This window comes from Metabacillus sp. YM-086 (assembly GCF_048059995.1).
Lineage (GTDB): Bacteria > Bacillota > Bacilli > Bacillales > Bacillaceae > Metabacillus > Metabacillus litoralis_B.
In genome coordinates this window covers 123,642-139,038 of record NZ_JBLUOI010000004.1, presented here as the reverse complement: position 1 = coordinate 139,038, position 15,397 = coordinate 123,642, and the positions used below count along the sequence as shown (strand labels likewise).

The window sequence follows — 15,397 nt, the reverse complement described above, 5'->3', positions numbered from 1 at the left end:
GATAATAAGCCGCTTCCATCCGTTTGTCTCTCCTAAACCTGATTCTTTTATCTTTAATGCGATCACATCAAAAAATTGTGGAGCCACCGATAAATAAAACAAACGGTTTTCTGGAATATGTAACACCTGTTCTCGCTCTTGGATTAGAGTTAATAATCTTTGATATTCCTGATCCTTTGTCACATCCACCTTGCAGTAGCGAATAAGCTTGAGAAACTCCTGCATTTGAGGGATTGTTGCATCAAACTCTGTAAAGGATTGAATCGTTTGCTTGATATGCTCATGAAAATCTTCATCAGAGAGGTCTGTAAGGCTAGCCCCTATGATCGAAAACGGAGTTGACAGCTTTTGTTCATAAAATAATCGAAACAGGGCCGGAATAATTTTTCTCTTTGCCAAATCTCCAGTTGCACCAAATAATACAAAGGTTGAAGAATCCATCTTACCGCCATCCTTTTTTGCCTTTTATAAACATTTATTATGCTTATTGTGTCCGATGGTAGCTAAATTAAAAGGGGGAATTTATTGAATACTCTGGTGTAATTCTTGAGATTGTCGAAATTTATCGAATCGGAAATAAGTAGGGCAAAATCGAAGATAAAAGCTTAATAATCGACGATAAACAAATCTTACCCCTGCTAATTTGTAAGCACATACGGCTAAATCCTGATAAGTCTTTCTTAGTAAAATCCAGTTTCCTCCTCCTACTTAAGCTTCATATTTAGGGAAATCTGGAACTTTCTCCTAAACAGAAACGTCTTATTAATAGATACTTAAACAGAGGAGAGGTTTTAAAAGTGAAAAAACATTTTATAAAAGGAGCCCTTATCTCGAGTCTTCTTTTAACAAGTAATGCTGTCCTTATTGATCCTGTAAATGCCCAAGTTCAAACGTCTTCACAAGTTACGTTTCAACAAGCATATAAGCAAGGCGAAGTATTTTCCGAGAAAATCCTTACTTACTATCGAGCTGTTGAAGCAGGAGACATTGAAAAAATCAATCATTTATATGATGATTTCACGAGTGATCTAAAAAAGATTGAACAAACGATCGGGAAGGTTCCTGGTTATCAAAACCGTAAAAATCTACAAAGATGGTTTGTTCATCCCGCGAAGGTGGACATTGAGCGAACGATATATGAGGTTTCACAATATCGGTTATTAGATAAAGTGACTGACAAAGTAGAAGCAGATCAGCTAGAGGCTGCAGAATCTTTGCTTGATAAATTAGATAGACTAAAAAAACGTGGGAAAGAAATAAAACAGACTACTGGATATAAATCACTCCCTCGACAAATTTATAACGATTTATACTTAAAGGAAACTGTCACCCAAGGCCATTTAGTAACCGCCTATACTAAGAAATATAAAACGATAATCGACTCAGGAAATCTCCCCCTGCTTAATGATTCATTTCTGCAATTAAGAAGTAGTATGAAGCAAATGGATTTGTTAATTGGTCAAATTCCTAATGCTGACACAAGGAAAAAATTCGGAGAAGAGATTGTAAGACCTGCTAAACTTCAATTAGAGAGAACTCGTTACGAAATATCACAATATCAGTTAATGGAAACAATTAAAAATGATCTCATCACAAATGGAAGTAAAGAGCAGTACGAAGAACAAATGGCAATGCTTCAACGCTTAAAGGCGCGCACAGAGGAAAAAAATCAGTCAGGCACCTATGAAGCTGTACCCCAGATTGAAAAGGCATTAAGGAAGTATGAGCAAACATTACAAGCAACAGAATAAAATATAGGAAAAAACAATCAAAAATAGCCTATCAATTTGCATGAATTGATAGGCTACTTTCTTTGCTAACTTTATTCAAAATCACTACTCTTTTCTCACCTTCATAGCCTCAATTATCTCATTAATCTGCTTTCCATCCTTCTCAAGCACTTCCTTCACATTTGGACCAAACCATTCTAACGATGCCTGTACGTCCATTGTTGGAATCAGCTTCTCAAGGAACTCCTGATAATTTACAGCCCCTTCAAATAATGAAACCATTCCTTTTCTAGAGCCGGCGGCTGCATAAACATTATTAGGAGAGAAAACATCTAATTGAGACCGCGAGGCAATATTTTTAAAGTGAAAATGAGACACATATGGTCCAAGCTGCTTCATAGCTTCAAGTGGATTTATGCCAGATTCCCATACATGTAACACATCAAAGTTTATTCGGAGAGCAGGGTGATTTGCTTCTTCAAGCAGCTGAATCGTTGAAGCTACGTTATCTGCTAACGTATTTGGATGTGTTTCAACAAGAACAGACTGGCCTTCTGAATAAAGGTATTCACAGATCAATTGAAGCTTTTCTATCAAATCTTCTCGTTCCATTTTAGTTGTCTGCGCACTTCCCTTTTTTCCAACAAAAGTGCGAATCTTTTTTGTTCCCCAATGCTTTGCTAGTTGAGAAAGCTTTTTCGTTTCTGCAAGTAGATCTGATTCGCTAGCCTCTAACGGAAGGTAATCGCTAAGCATACTTGTTTCTAAACCATATGCATTCAGCCAGTCTGCTCCATAATGAGGTTCATCGGCTAGGTTTTTTGCATGAATTCCCCAAAGCTCAATTCCCTGAAAATCGTGTTTTTGAGCCCAGTGTGCGATTTGATCAAGGGAGTGGAGATGATGTCGAAAAGAGATTGTGCAGATCGAGAGCTTCATATCATTGTCACCTTCTTTATCTTGTTGTTTTGTCCTTTAGACCATTGTTCAAAGCATTGTAATAATCCCTGTTTAATCTTAAATTCTCGTTCGTTTTGCTCGGCTAATTTTGAAGTAATATCATCAACAAGTGATAAGTCCTTTGTTAGCGCAAGCTTCATTGTTCGGTATTGTATAGTTGTATATCCCTTTACAAGATGTTCAATTTCATCACACCAAGCTTCAAAGCCATCCTCCTCAAGCTCAAGAAGCTCCCAAAAGTAAGCAAAGGCATGCTCATACGCATATTTTCGAATCGCAAGTACAGGTAATTGCTTTAATGCCGGTGAAAGCTGAGCTAGATTCTCCTTCTGTTCTCCAATTGTATAGGCTTTAACAATGTCTGATAGAGCATCCGTAATAGGATTGGAATCAAGCTTAAGGCAAGTATGAAAATAAGCTTGAATTGTCTCAGCACTTGGAGGGCGAATCCTTTCAGCCTGAAAAACATACCCTCCTTCTACTGCTGGTTCCGCAATGGCGTTCAGAATTCTGTCCTTCGGTAATACGCCCTCCCACCTAAAATCAGGATCATACATAAACCACTCATCCTCATTTCCTGTTTTTTCAAGCATCACATAATGAGGAAAAGGCTTTGAATGAAACTTATTTTCTCGTTCTGGAAGCAGTGATAAGTCGAGCATCACCATCACGTATTGGTGCCGATCTTTATCCTCTAAAAGTGTTAACATCTTTTTGATATTTTCCTGCTTTGTTTTTGATTCGTCATACCATTTTTGTAGCTTAATACCGTAAAGTATTTCATACCATGTTTGAAAAAATTCATGGTTGATTCTGTCTGAATGGTACCTTAATGTTCCATCCTCAAGAACATCAAAATCTGCGTCCCATACACCAAAATAATAAGGCCTATGGTCAACTCCATTTGTTTTTTTAATGACCTCACAAACACAGCTAACAAAGCAATGAACTTTAATCATGAGTTTCCACCACCACCCCTTTTTCATGCTGACGCTCTAAGAAAGTAGCTAAGTGGCCTACTGTTCTAAAATCATTTGGTGAAAGTGCCTCGTCTGGCATTTTGATCCCTAGATCTAACTCAATGAATAAAATCAGCTCTAAAATCATGACTGAATCCATATAAAGATCTTCATTTAAACGTGCTTCTTCATGAAAAGAATCGATCGTCGGAAGCTCTATTTTATTTTTCAATATGTGATAGATTGCTTGAATGATATCATCTCTTGTCATATGTACGTCTCCGCTAATTTTTTTCGACTTACCTTGCCATTTGGTAGTTTGTAAATTTGTGAAACACGTTCGAACTCGATCGGTATTTGATGCGGAGCAAGATACTTGCTACACCATTCCCTAAGCACTATTTCTTCAATAAATTCAGTTGAAACATATTGAGCACATACCCGTTCTCCTGTGAATTTGTTTTGCTTTCTAAATACAACGGCTTCAATGATTCTCGGTTTCTTCATCAACACATTTTCCACTTCTTGAGGGTATACATTTAAGCCAGCAACATTAATCGTGTCATCCATTCTTGCTAAAAATGATAGAATCCCATCCTTAACATAGCCTAAATCCTTTGTAGAAATGGACTTTGTTGCTGTATGAATGATGATCTCACTCGGTGAATCGATTACACCCGCTTCCACGCTTAGATGTGGCAAAGGATATCCCATTTCCCAAGCCTGTTGTAAATTTGTGTGAACGGCAACACATCCAGCCTCAGAGCATCCATACTGCTGAAAAACCTTTGTTGATACGGCTTTTAAAGACTCTAACCAAGTAGCTGGGATAACTGTTCCTGAAGTCATCACATAGTGGCACCGTTGATTCGCACCCATTAACCTGCTTAGAGTGTGCAGAAGTGTTGGTGCTGCATAAAGAATATGATTACGATGTTCACTTAGTTTTTTCAATATAAAGCTTGGATTCATTTTTGTGATGATAACAGGCTCTGCCCCTCTTTTTAGACAAGAAAGCACACCGCTAATTAATCCATAAGAATGAGTAACAGGACAAGCTACGATTGAGGTGGTGAAACGATCAAGAGATAAAGCAGAAACATAACTATTGAGCTCTTCCTCAACCGAATTCCATGATCGTTCAATACATTTAGGAGCACCTGTTGTACCCGAACTCATTTGAATAAGACCACCTTCACCTTCCCATTCTCTACTAGATAATTCAGTTATAGAATGGAATGATTGATAGAATAGAAGGTTGCAAGAAGCAGCAGTCGCCATTCGTAACGCTCCTTCTTGTGGTGTCGAAGGATGAATAGGAAACACCATTCCTCCTTTTTGACGAATATATAAGCAGAGTGTGATCCACTGAAACATATCAGATAAACAAACAGCTAATCTTTTATGTTGACATTCTCTTATCGGTTGAATGGAATCAAAGAGCTCAAATTGCTTCTCCACTTCATGCAATGTATAGTAATGATCATCCACATAGATCATCGCAAATCCTCCCTTTTTTCTAACTTATTTTTCACAAGGTGACGAAATTCACTTCCACTCTTTCTGTTAAGCTTTTTCTTTAAAAGAGATTCAACATATATAGACTGTTTGTTGATTTCTACCTGTTTGTGTCGTTGTTTTAACTCGGGGAATTTATCCAAGTGAAGAGAGATCACTGTATCGACTGCATTCCAAAATTTTTCCTCTTTGTAGCCATAGTGTTTTCCAAGTAGAGCTGATAATTCTGATAGATGAAAGACAAATAAGGTATCCATTGCTAGCTCTCTTAACGCCTCCACAGATGACATCCAATAATATTGATTAACAGGTGCATCTTTAAAAGCAGGATGAATGCTTCTGAAATTTGGAACGAGGTCTTGATCTACTAAGAACTCCTCAACATACTCCAAACTATCATGAAAATCTCGTAAAACCACTTTTGTTGGCCAGCCATTTTTGTGTAAAAGAATCATATTTTGGGCATGGGCCTCAATGGCAATTCCATGTGCGATAAGAAGATGCCAGACAGGGACTACACTTACTCGTAACAATTGGTTTAACCAAGTTTCAATTCCATATCGATTAAGCCAATCATCAATAAATGGTCGACCATCTTGCTCGATTAATGATAGAGCATTACACGGGACAGCCCTCACATCTTCTTCCACATATAGCCTTAAGCTTTCTCTCCAAATGGCTCCTAGCTGTCCTTCTAGCTCTTGCTCCAATGATTCAAAAGTGATACCAGCATATTCCTTCAACATAACGAGCGATGCCTCATTTTTTAGATAAACATCTTTTTGAATGATGTGATCAAGCCAAGTTGAAAGATACGGTGCTGCACAAACTCCATGAGGTTGTAATGTTCTTACAGAAGATGTGTTGACCATGTTCATAGACAGCTTGATATTCGCTTTTTCTGGATTGGACTCGTTCCATAAGGTGCGAACAGATTGCGTTGCTCTGTAATAATCCCCTTTTACCACTAACAAAAGAATTTCTCTCGCATTGAGATGATTTTCTAGTTGTTCTTGAATTGACTCCCATTGATAAGGATGAATTGGTAAAAACGTATAGGTTTCAAAGCTTTCTCCCATCGAATGAAGCTGCTGTAACAGGTATTCCCACATTAATGAACCAAGCTCTTTCCTCCAAAATGCTTCTTCGTCTCCAGGTAACGATATTCTAACTTTGTTTCTTTTCACCGCTGTCCATATTAATGGAAACGATCGTTTTGCTTCTGGACCATACTGTTTATGATCTTCAACTGAAAAGCCGATACGTGACTTAAAGCACGGATGATAGGGATGACCTTCCATGATTTCTGATTCTAATTCTTCATAGCTTGCATCCCTCCTGGACACGGGATGGAAAAGATGAGTTTCATTCCACTCACATAGATTTATCGTTTGAGTTAACTCTCTGATTAATCGCCGTTTTGCCTCATCATCTGCTATACACTCTTCTACTAGCTCTTCTAATGTTGCCTCCATATTTTCTTCATCTAAACGCACCCTATCAAAGGCCATTCTTTTTCCTCTTAAACGATAGGTACGTGATTTTCCGAATAGAAGAAAGGTGCCATCCCTTTCGTCAAATTGAATCAAACCTTCATATATCATCGCCTCAACTAATTGTTTTTTCACTCGTGCTTCTGTTGTTTTAGTAGGTATAAGAGATAACTTTTGCACATTTCTCCTCCTTTTGAAGGGGTAAGAAAGGATTATCTATTTTTGTGTAAATGGCTTGCTCTAGCTTGGCTGTTAGTTCATCTACATCATGAAGACGTGTTAATAAATTTGCTTTGTATGATAGTTTTTCTTCATTTAATAAGCTAGAAACAAATTGCTTGCCTTGCCCTACTAGCTCTCCTTCTAACATCTTCAGCTTATCTAATGACCACTCAAGCAGAGTTACTTCAGGTATTAGTCCATCAGCTCCAAATCGGTAGATGACCGAGAAAAGCTGATTCATCACTAAATAATAGGTAAACCTTTCTTGTATTAACGAATTCTCATAAAAAAGCTCCGGTGCTTCCAATAACGAAGGCTCGATCTGACATAGAAATTGTTTGTGATGTTCTGATAAATAATAGCCCTGATTATCCCGATAAAAATATGTTTTTGGATAACCCTCTGAAACATCTAAAACACTGTTTTGCTGATGAGCTTCTAACGCAATTCCATATTCATCATATAAACGGATAAGTGGTTCAACTGCACAGCACCAATACTTTTTAAACCATTTCATACTCACTTCCTTTATGGAAAGATGATCCCGCTTGACCACCTTCATAATGAGGTGATAAAGCCTTGATTGTTGATTTGGCAAAGGATCTTGAACAATAGCTGCAATCGAGCTTATTCCCTTATCGCTTCCTTTTGGAAAGGGATTTGACCTAATAATCACTTCAAATCCTGATTCTTTCTGATTTGGAAAATCAACCGTTACATAACCTGGATCGTCAATCATTTGAAAAGCTGGATAGGCTTCAATAAACGATAATTTCCTCCATAATCTTGCTATTACAACTCCTGCTTTTAGTTCATGCTGTTGATTAACTCGTAATGAATTGGTGACTTTCACAGGAATTGAAAATTTGAGCATATACTCCTCATCAGCTCTATAAACCGTTCGTAGTGAGGATGTTGCGGTATAGTGTTTACCTAAAGTCCCTAAGGCCTTTATTAATCCCTTATTCATCGCGTCTTTCACATGATCTTGTTGTAAAAGCCACTGAGCTTGAAGTGGGTGCATTGGAATGATAAAAGCTTCTTTCGGTATGTGTAGAGTCGGAGATGAATGAATTAAGGCTGTTTTCAGCAGATCACTAGCACTCTCAGTTGACAAAATGCATTCTTCTTTTATCATGCTGGAATCAACTTGAAAGTAATGAAGCTGAAAACTTCCTGCTAATTCTGGTGCAAAGCTTTTGTGCTGCCAATATGACATTCCTTGCCTGCTTTTTGGTGTAGGGTGAAACCAATGACCAAAAAGTAACGATTGCTCTGTTTCAATAAATGAGCTGTTTTCTGAATAAAGAGTTTGAGAATCCTCCATTCTTGCTTCAATATATCTTTTCATTGTTTGATAGCTACCGATTAATCTGAGAATAAGTTCATCATAATGTGAAGCAAGATCATGATCACTGTTAGAATTTGTTATTAAGTGAAGCTCTTGAATCAACGTCATCATAAGGGTGAGCTTTTCTTCTCTATACCACTGCTTTCCCTTCTGACAGTACTTATGTGCTGCTCCTAAAACATGCCTTCCAACCTTTGAGAGATAGTTTACTTCGATTGCTAGCAGAATGTCTTGCTGAAGAAGCTCAAGCTCTATGATGTATGGACCATCAAGGAGGATCGAAGACCTATTTTCTATGATCCAATCCTCCGTCCTTATGTAATGTCCAGTACCAGCTTCTCGAATATAACTATTAAAAAAGGCCTGAAACGTTGCGTTTTCAGCGATTATTTTAGCTGAATCGTTCATATTTCCACCCTTTCACAGAGTCTATAGTCCTAATAATTGAAAATCATTCTCATTAGGTGAGGGAAAAATAGTCTTCCTTTACAGAAGACTACATTTTCAAAAGTGATGATTATTCACCTAATAATAATGTTTCAATTTCTTTCAAGCCTTTTTGACGTTCAATCGGATCCCAAAAGCCCCAAGTAGTTGTAAGAGTATGTACTTTATCATTTTGTACTGCTCTTAGGTTTTTCCAAACTTCTCCTTGAGTAACAGAGTCATAGTATTCTCCACTATTAAAGTAAGTAACATCAATAATGTGATCAGGATCATATTTTACTAGACCTTCAATCGAAATATTTTCACCAAAATCTTCAGGGAGGTTCTCAGTTGGTTTTAGTTTTAGATCATCAAATAATAATGAGTTCGTTGCATGATTTGTTGTTCCATATACACGAATGTCCTTTTTATTGATACCAACTGCCATGAAGGTTTCTTCCCCAACCTTCTCACGAATACGATTTCCGATATCTTCTGCTTCTTTTTCTAGATCTTCAATTACCTTTTTACCCTCTTCTAATTTACCAGCTGCTTCAGCTACTTTTAGGTGATCTTCCTTCCAATCTCCGCCTACCTCAACAACAACAGTAGGAATTGTCTCAGCTAATGCATCGTACAATGGTTTGTATCGATCACTGATAATTAATAAGTCAGGGTTAAGCTTTACAATTTCTTCCGTATTTATTTCATCTGCATATGGCAGAGCTGTTACACCAGCTAATTCTTCTGTTAAATGTGGTGGGAATTCATTGTCATATGCCATAACAGCATGTGGTTTTACCCCTACAGATACGAGTGAACCTTCCCATGAAACATGTGATAAAAGCACAATTTTCTCTGGGTTCATCGGTACTTCTGCTTCTCCGTATAAATGCTTAACTTTTCTTGTCTCCGCTACTTGCTCTTCTTGCTCTGTCTCGTTTACTTCCTCTGCTGCTTGTTCTTCTTTATTCTCTTCTGCATTAGAAGCAGTTTTTTCTCCATTACCGCATGCTGTTAATACAAGTAAAAGCAGCATTAACATCATGCTCCATAAAGCTAATTTCTTTGCCATGAGCCTTCCTCCTAATTGATAATGAATTTCATTTATGATGATAACAATTATCAATTAAAGCGAACATGGAGATTTCATCCTTTTTACATGGACGAAATACACACCTTACTAAACTATGACATTAATTTTGAAGCTTTAAAGCTTGAGCTAAATTGAAGGAGCATTTGTTTCCTGCCTATTGGTCCCCAAGGATCCCATTCGTGGCTCTTAGGATAATAAACTTCCTTATTTTTAACAGCTTTTATTTTCTTCCATTCCTTTGATTGAACCACTTTCCATACATCTTTTTCATGACTCCAAAGGATAAGCAGCTTGTCAATATTTAATGTGGCAAGCTCCTCTACTGTTAGTAATCGATATCCGCTAGTAGGCAAATCAGGATGAGGCTCAAAGCCCAGCTTTTGATATAACAAATCAAAACAAGCATGATGGCTGTGGCCATAAAGACGAATTTCATTTTGTCTAATCCAAATAACCGCCCATTTCCCTTTACGCGTTAAAGGACAGAGTTCATCCTTCACCTTTGACTCTAAGCAAGAAATCTCCTGTTCAATTTTATCAACCATACTCTCTCTTCCAAGCAAGCTTGCAATCTCGCGAAGATAGTCATTCCATTCCGTTTTGAATGAAATATGCTGCACTCTTTGTTGATGTGAAAGCAACACAGCTTGTACCTCTCCATTATGTAACGGAGTTTTTAAAATGCGGTCTGGCTGTGATTGAAGAACTTCCTCTGGTTTGAACATCTTTTCTGCATTTAGTAAACGTGTTCCTTGTAAATGATGTTCTAGATAGCTTGGAAGCCCACCACTCAAAGGATAAACGGATGGATAGAATGGAGCCGCTACAGGCTGTATGCCTAATGACAGCAAATGATCTTGTAAAAACATTTGACTCACAACCGCAATTCTTTCCTTTGACTTTTTCATAAAAATGGTAGGAGCCTCTCCTACTTTTTGTTTAAAAAGACGACTAAAATAAAATTCATCCTGTAACCCGATTTTCATCGCAACATCTTTTGTTGTAATCCCCTTATTTTGAAGCATCAGCGCTTTCGCAGTTTGTATTCTTTCCTCCATTAAAAACTCTTTAGGTGACATTCCTACTCGCTTTTTAAACGCACGTGTAAAAGAATTTGGTGTCATATTTGCCTTTTCAGCTAGTGTTGCTACCGAATATGGATTGGCTACATTCTTTCGAATTAACTCAATCGTTTCCTCAATTTGATCCACTTCAGCATAATCTGTTAACAAAGATAAGATCGTCCAAACTGCAGATTGAAATTTACATTGAGCCGATAACGACTCCCCATTTTGTAACCGAATCGCTTCATCCCATAGTGACACCATCTTTGCTGGCAATTGATCAGCTAGGCGAATGGACAAAACATTTGAAAGGTTTTTTACTTCCTTATCCCATGACAGCATATAAACTGTTAAAAGCTCAGAAGATGTGGATAGAAAATGACAGTCTTCTGTTAGGAAATAACTTTTACCTTCTTTAAGAGCTTCCTGTTCTCCATTTTTCGTTAAAAACCCATGACCCGAAGCAATGTACATAAGGTTAATATGCCCGTTCATGATGTTGATTGACTCAACACCTCCATCCCGAACTTTTAACATATCAAGCTTAAAATGATGAAGTTTCGTCAAAAGTAACTGTGACATAAAAGCACCTTCCTTATTTTAGAAAAAGAATTGACAAACTGAAGGTAACAATAGTAGATTAATAGACAATTACGACAGTAAATGAAAATGATAATCATTTACACGAAAAATAAAAGGAATGATTCTGATGAAAAACCATTCAATGACTGAATTAGCATGTGATACACCATCTCAATCTGTGAAGCACAATAACACAACAGTACTGAGTTTAGTTGGTCTGCTTTTCATTTTTATTAGCTTAATTGTTTCCATTGGTCTTGGAGCAGTTTGGATAAGACCTGCTGTTATCATAGATTCTTTTTTTTCGTTTCAAAATGGAAATATTGAGCACCAGCTTATCCGAGAAATCAGGATTCCGCGTGCTCTAACGGCCGCTTTAGTCGGAGCAACCCTTGCAGTTGCAGGAACAATTATGCAAGGACTTACACGAAATCCACTTGCTGATCCTTCTATTATTGGAATTACACATGGTTCTGGATTAGCCATTGCGATTTCACTTGCGTTTGTAGGATCAGGATCTTATTGGGTGCTTCTTCTTTGGTCATTTGCAGGATCAGCGATTGGTGCATTTTGTGTTTTAGCCTTCTCGATGATATCAAGAGACCGCATCTCTCCTGTAACACTTACTTTAGCTGGGGCTGCCTTGAGTACACTTTTTAGTGCCTTATCAACTGGTATCGCGCTTTATTTTCAAGTATCCCAAGACCTTAGCTTTTGGTTTGCTGGAGGATTATCAGGCACAAAATGGCTTCATGTTTTCATTCTCCTTCCCACCGTTATCATTGGTCTAACACTAGCATTATGGATAAGTCGTTCGCTCACCATTTTAGCCATGGGAGAAGAGGTCGCTACAGGACTTGGACAATCTTATCAAAAGGTTGGTTGGATCGGATTGATCAGTGTTATTTTACTGTCAGGTGCTGCTGTTTCAATTGCTGGTGCAATCGGGTTTATCGGACTTGTAATTCCACATGTGATTCGGTTGCTTGTTGGTCCCGATTATCGTATATTGCTACCGCTTAGTGCGATTGCTGGAGCATTTCTTCTTGTTGTGGCAGATATCGGCGCCCGAATGATCAACCCACCTTTTGAAACACCTGTTAGTGCAGTTACTGCCCTTGTCGGGGTACCAATTTTCCTTTATCTATCTCGTCAGAAAAGGGGGTATATGTAATGGACTGGAAAGAAGCATTACTTCAATCTAAATTATGGCTATTACTACTTACATGCTTGATTCTTAGCGTTTTTATAATCAGTCTTTCAACAGGAGTTTTGCCCATTTCACTCAAAGATATCGTTGCGACACTTTTAGGAAATGGAACACCTCAACAAGAACTTGTTTTGTATCAATTAAGATTACCGCGAATGATGATTGCACTATTAATTGGAGCAGGACTAGCACTATCAGGAGCGATTCTCCAAGGCTTATCACGTAATTCATTAGCCGACCCTGGCATACTAGGCATAAATGCAGGGGCAGGATTAGCTGTTGTATGCAGTATTTTTCTATTTGGACAATCCAAAGGCAGCATTCTTTCTTCTACCTTTTTTCTACCTGTTTTCGCGTTTGTAGGCGCTTTACTTATTGCACTCTTAATCTATAGCTTTTCTTGGAAAAATGGAATTGACCCTGGCCGTCTCCTCCTCATGGGACTTGGCTTTAATGCTTTATGTGGGGCATTATTAATCATTTTCCAATTAAAAATGGACCCAAAGGATTTTCAACAAGCAACGATATGGCTGACAGGTAGCATTTGGGGAGCACAATGGCCATATGTATGGGCTTTGCTACCTTGGATTCTACTTTTAATTCCGACCTCCTTTTTAAAAGCAAGATCAATGAATTTGCTTCAATTTAGTGAAACTGTTCCACATGTTCTTGGACTAAAGGTTGAGTCTGAGCGCCGGTTTTTATTAATTCTTTCAGCAGCATTAGCTGGAGCATGTGTAGCTGTTGGTGGTGGCATTGCATTTATTGGACTACTAGCACCTCACCTCGCCCGCCGACTATGTGGAGCAAATTATTTCAGCATTTTACCAGTTTCCGCTTTAATCGGTGCCCTTCTTTTACTTGTAGCGGATATGATTGGAAAAAATCTCTTAGCACCAGCTGATATTCCAGTTGGTATTGTGATCTCTGTCATCGGAGCTCCATATCTCATTTACATGTTGCTTACGAGAAAGGGAGTTGGCTTGAAAAGCTAAATAAGGAGATCGCTCATCAGATTATAAGCGATCTCTTTATCCCTTTATGGGCTTGTATATTCTTTCTGTCCGAGTACATAGTACAAATCTTGACAGCTATCTAAAATGAAGGAAGGAGAAGGTTTGCCACGATTTTCCCGGTGTCCAGCTAGATGAATCTCACTTGTTTCCCATGCCTTCCATGCGCTTTCTGATTCCCAACGAATGAGAATCATCACTTCTTCATTACCTTTTCGTTGCTTTTTCTTGCTAACACTCATATCAATAAAGCCTGGTTGCTTCTCAATGATTCCCTCCCCTGCAAAACGCTCTACCATCTTCTCCGCATGACCCTCTGTAACAGTGATTGATTTTTTCTGAATAAAAATGTTACATCTCCTCCTTAATCATTGTGTGATCTTCTGTTATTATAAATAATAATGATAATCAATTTCAATAAGAGGATGAGTGATTAGTAAAATATATACATATGAAATGTAAAATTCTACGAGAATGTGAGGCTTCTTGCTTATGAGAAAAAATAGAAATGTGTGGATTCTGCTAACAGGTGAGTTTGTAGCAGGCTTTGGGTTATGGCTGGGGATTATCGGTGATCTTGAGTTTATGCAGGATAAGGTATCTTCTGATTTCTTAAAATCTCTTATTCTTGTAGCTGGTATTTTTGCAGGAATTATCGCTGGTCCACTTGCGGGAAAGATTACAGACCAATACAACAAGAAAACTATCATGCTTTACTCTGGTGTAGCACGACTTATCAGTGTAGCTTTTATGTTTATCGCGATCGAAACAGGCTCTGTTTGGTGGATGATTGCGTTTCTTATTGCTATTAATCTTTCGGCAGCTTTCTATTTCCCAGCATTGCAAGCAACTCTCCCTCTTGTTGTGGAGAAAAAAGATTTATTGCAGCTTAACGGAATACATACAAATGTTTCTACCCTATCCCGCATTCTTGGTACAGCCGCTGCTGGGATTTTCTTAAGTGTAATGTCACTTTGGACGCTTTATTTGTTGGCGTTTATCTCTTATGTTGTTCTTTTTATTCTTACATGCTTCTTAAAAGTAGATGAACAAAAGTGTAAAGCTCAAAGCATTAAAGAAGACGCTGCTTCAAAGGGACAAGGATTTAAAGAGGTGTTTCCTCTTATAAAGGGTCAGCCTCTTGTCCTCATGACACTTGTTTTAACGATCGTACCGATTCTGTTTATTGGGGGCTTTAATCTAATCATTATCGCGATAAGTGAAATCCAAAACAATCCCTCAGTAAAAGCCTGGCTATATGCTGCAGAAGGAATTTCCTTTATGCTCGGTGCTTTTTTCGTTAAAAGGTATGGGAACAAGTCTCCATATGCTACGTTATTGTTCTTTTCTACTATTATCGGGATTTCTCAACTAGTCCTCTATTTTACAAACATGCCGATTATAACAGTTGTAGCGTTTATTTTATTCGGCTTTTCAGTAGGCACTTTCTTTCCAACTGCAGCGACGATCTTTCAGACAAATGTTCCGAGTGACTTTCATGGTCGATTTTTCTCCTTCAGGGGAATGTTTGACGATTTCACCTATCAAATCGTTTTAGTCGCAACAGGGTTTTTATTAGATATCATCGGATTTCAACAGATGACTGTGATCTTTGGTGTGCTGTCACTCCTGATTACGGGTTGTTTTTATATGAAGTTTAGGAATGGGGATAGAGAGAATTCTTTATTTAAAGAAGCTGGGTGATGTAGGTTATTTCTATATAAGAATACATTATTTATGGTTTATTTCCGCAGTACATGAAGTTGCAAACTC

13 protein-coding genes and 1 pseudogene are annotated in these 15,397 nt (G+C 38.0%); 4 read left to right on the top strand and 10 right to left on the bottom strand.

Translation table 11 applies throughout. The annotated features are described in order from the left end of the window. Positions 1-441 (bottom strand): annotated as a pseudogene (locus tag ACEWK1_RS03350) (glucose-6-phosphate dehydrogenase); the annotation flags it as partial. Between the two features lie 356 nt (positions 442-797). On the opposite strand from ACEWK1_RS03350, the gene ACEWK1_RS03345 reads away from it, so the two are divergent. Next, positions 798-1,751, top strand: a complete 954-nt coding sequence (locus tag ACEWK1_RS03345; RefSeq protein WP_212135843.1) for a hypothetical protein — start codon at positions 798-800, stop codon at positions 1,749-1,751. Positions 1,752-1,835: 84 nt separating this feature from the next. On the opposite strand, the gene ACEWK1_RS03340 is transcribed toward ACEWK1_RS03345, so the two are convergent. The 8 genes from ACEWK1_RS03340 to ACEWK1_RS03305 form a co-directional block, all read right to left on the bottom strand. Next, positions 1,836-2,669, bottom strand: a complete 834-nt coding sequence (locus tag ACEWK1_RS03340; RefSeq protein ID WP_212135842.1) for a sugar phosphate isomerase/epimerase family protein — start codon at positions 2,667-2,669, stop codon at positions 1,836-1,838. Further along, positions 2,666-3,649, bottom strand: a complete 984-nt coding sequence (locus ACEWK1_RS03335) for a DUF6005 family protein (RefSeq protein ID WP_212135840.1) — start codon at positions 3,647-3,649, stop codon at positions 2,666-2,668. The genes ACEWK1_RS03340 and ACEWK1_RS03335 overlap by 4 nt, the downstream gene beginning before the upstream one ends. Continuing rightward, on the bottom strand, positions 3,642-3,920 hold the full coding sequence (gene asbD, locus ACEWK1_RS03330) for a petrobactin biosynthesis protein AsbD (protein ID WP_212135838.1): 279 nt from the start codon (positions 3,918-3,920) through the stop codon (positions 3,642-3,644). The genes ACEWK1_RS03335 and asbD overlap by 8 nt, the downstream gene beginning before the upstream one ends. Next, positions 3,917-5,149: an AMP-binding protein gene (locus ACEWK1_RS03325; protein ID WP_212135836.1), complete on the bottom strand. Its 1,233-nt coding sequence runs from the start codon at positions 5,147-5,149 to the stop codon at positions 3,917-3,919. Before ACEWK1_RS03325 ends, asbD begins: the two co-directional genes overlap by 4 nt. Further along, on the bottom strand, positions 5,146-6,840 hold the full coding sequence (locus ACEWK1_RS03320; RefSeq protein ID WP_232273799.1) for an IucA/IucC family protein: 1,695 nt from the start codon (positions 6,838-6,840) through the stop codon (positions 5,146-5,148). The genes ACEWK1_RS03325 and ACEWK1_RS03320 overlap by 4 nt, the downstream gene beginning before the upstream one ends. Next, on the bottom strand, positions 6,812-8,641 hold the full coding sequence (locus tag ACEWK1_RS03315) for an IucA/IucC family protein (RefSeq protein ID WP_212135834.1): 1,830 nt from the start codon (positions 8,639-8,641) through the stop codon (positions 6,812-6,814). Before ACEWK1_RS03315 ends, ACEWK1_RS03320 begins: the two co-directional genes overlap by 29 nt. 109 nt (positions 8,642-8,750) lie before the next feature. Next, on the bottom strand, positions 8,751-9,734 hold the full coding sequence (locus tag ACEWK1_RS03310; protein ID WP_212135832.1) for an ABC transporter substrate-binding protein: 984 nt from the start codon (positions 9,732-9,734) through the stop codon (positions 8,751-8,753). A gap of 113 nt (positions 9,735-9,847) precedes the next feature. Next, complete coding sequence (locus ACEWK1_RS03305; protein ID WP_232273798.1) at positions 9,848-11,401, bottom strand: helix-turn-helix domain-containing protein; 1,554 nt, start codon at positions 11,399-11,401, stop codon at positions 9,848-9,850. 127 nt (positions 11,402-11,528) lie between these two features. On the opposite strand from ACEWK1_RS03305, the gene ACEWK1_RS03300 reads away from it, so the two are divergent. Together ACEWK1_RS03300 and ACEWK1_RS03295 are read left to right on the top strand one after the other, a co-directional pair. After that, on the top strand, positions 11,529-12,575 hold the full coding sequence (locus ACEWK1_RS03300) for a FecCD family ABC transporter permease (RefSeq protein WP_232273797.1): 1,047 nt from the start codon (positions 11,529-11,531) through the stop codon (positions 12,573-12,575). Then, positions 12,575-13,606 (top strand): FecCD family ABC transporter permease, encoded by a 1,032-nt coding sequence (locus ACEWK1_RS03295; protein WP_212135830.1) that lies wholly within the window; start codon positions 12,575-12,577, stop codon positions 13,604-13,606. Before ACEWK1_RS03300 ends, ACEWK1_RS03295 begins: the two co-directional genes overlap by 1 nt. A gap of 44 nt (positions 13,607-13,650) precedes the next feature. On the opposite strand, the gene ACEWK1_RS03290 is transcribed toward ACEWK1_RS03295, so the two are convergent. Continuing rightward, a complete protein-coding gene (locus ACEWK1_RS03290) occupies positions 13,651-13,974 on the bottom strand; it encodes an antibiotic biosynthesis monooxygenase family protein (protein WP_212135980.1) in 324 nt (107 codons plus the stop codon). 142 nt (positions 13,975-14,116) lie between these two features. On the opposite strand from ACEWK1_RS03290, the gene ACEWK1_RS03285 reads away from it, so the two are divergent. After that, positions 14,117-15,328: an MFS transporter gene (locus ACEWK1_RS03285; RefSeq protein ID WP_212135828.1), complete on the top strand. Its 1,212-nt coding sequence runs from the start codon at positions 14,117-14,119 to the stop codon at positions 15,326-15,328. The last annotated feature ends 69 nt before the right edge of the window (positions 15,329-15,397 follow it).

Excerpts from the sequence above, each read along its gene's own strand:
- asbD (WP_212135838.1), bottom strand. The coding sequence starts at position 3,920 with ATGACAAGAGATGATATCATTCAAGCAATCTATCACATATTGAAAAAT.
- ACEWK1_RS03310 (WP_212135832.1), bottom strand. The coding sequence starts at position 9,734 with ATGGCAAAGAAATTAGCTTTATGGAGCATGATGTTAATGCTGCTTTTA.
- ACEWK1_RS03295 (WP_212135830.1), top strand. The coding sequence starts at position 12,575 with ATGGACTGGAAAGAAGCATTACTTCAATCTAAATTATGGCTATTACTA.
- ACEWK1_RS03300 (WP_232273797.1), top strand. The coding sequence starts at position 11,529 with ATGAAAAACCATTCAATGACTGAATTAGCATGTGATACACCATCTCAA.
- ACEWK1_RS03315 (WP_212135834.1), bottom strand. The coding sequence starts at position 8,641 with ATGAACGATTCAGCTAAAATAATCGCTGAAAACGCAACGTTTCAGGCC.
- ACEWK1_RS03340 (WP_212135842.1), bottom strand. The coding sequence starts at position 2,669 with ATGAAGCTCTCGATCTGCACAATCTCTTTTCGACATCATCTCCACTCC.
- ACEWK1_RS03325 (WP_212135836.1), bottom strand. The coding sequence starts at position 5,149 with ATGATCTATGTGGATGATCATTACTATACATTGCATGAAGTGGAGAAG.
- ACEWK1_RS03305 (WP_232273798.1), bottom strand. The coding sequence starts at position 11,401 with ATGTCACAGTTACTTTTGACGAAACTTCATCATTTTAAGCTTGATATG.
- ACEWK1_RS03285 (WP_212135828.1), top strand. The coding sequence starts at position 14,117 with ATGAGAAAAAATAGAAATGTGTGGATTCTGCTAACAGGTGAGTTTGTA.
- ACEWK1_RS03335 (WP_212135840.1), bottom strand. The coding sequence starts at position 3,649 with ATGATTAAAGTTCATTGCTTTGTTAGCTGTGTTTGTGAGGTCATTAAA.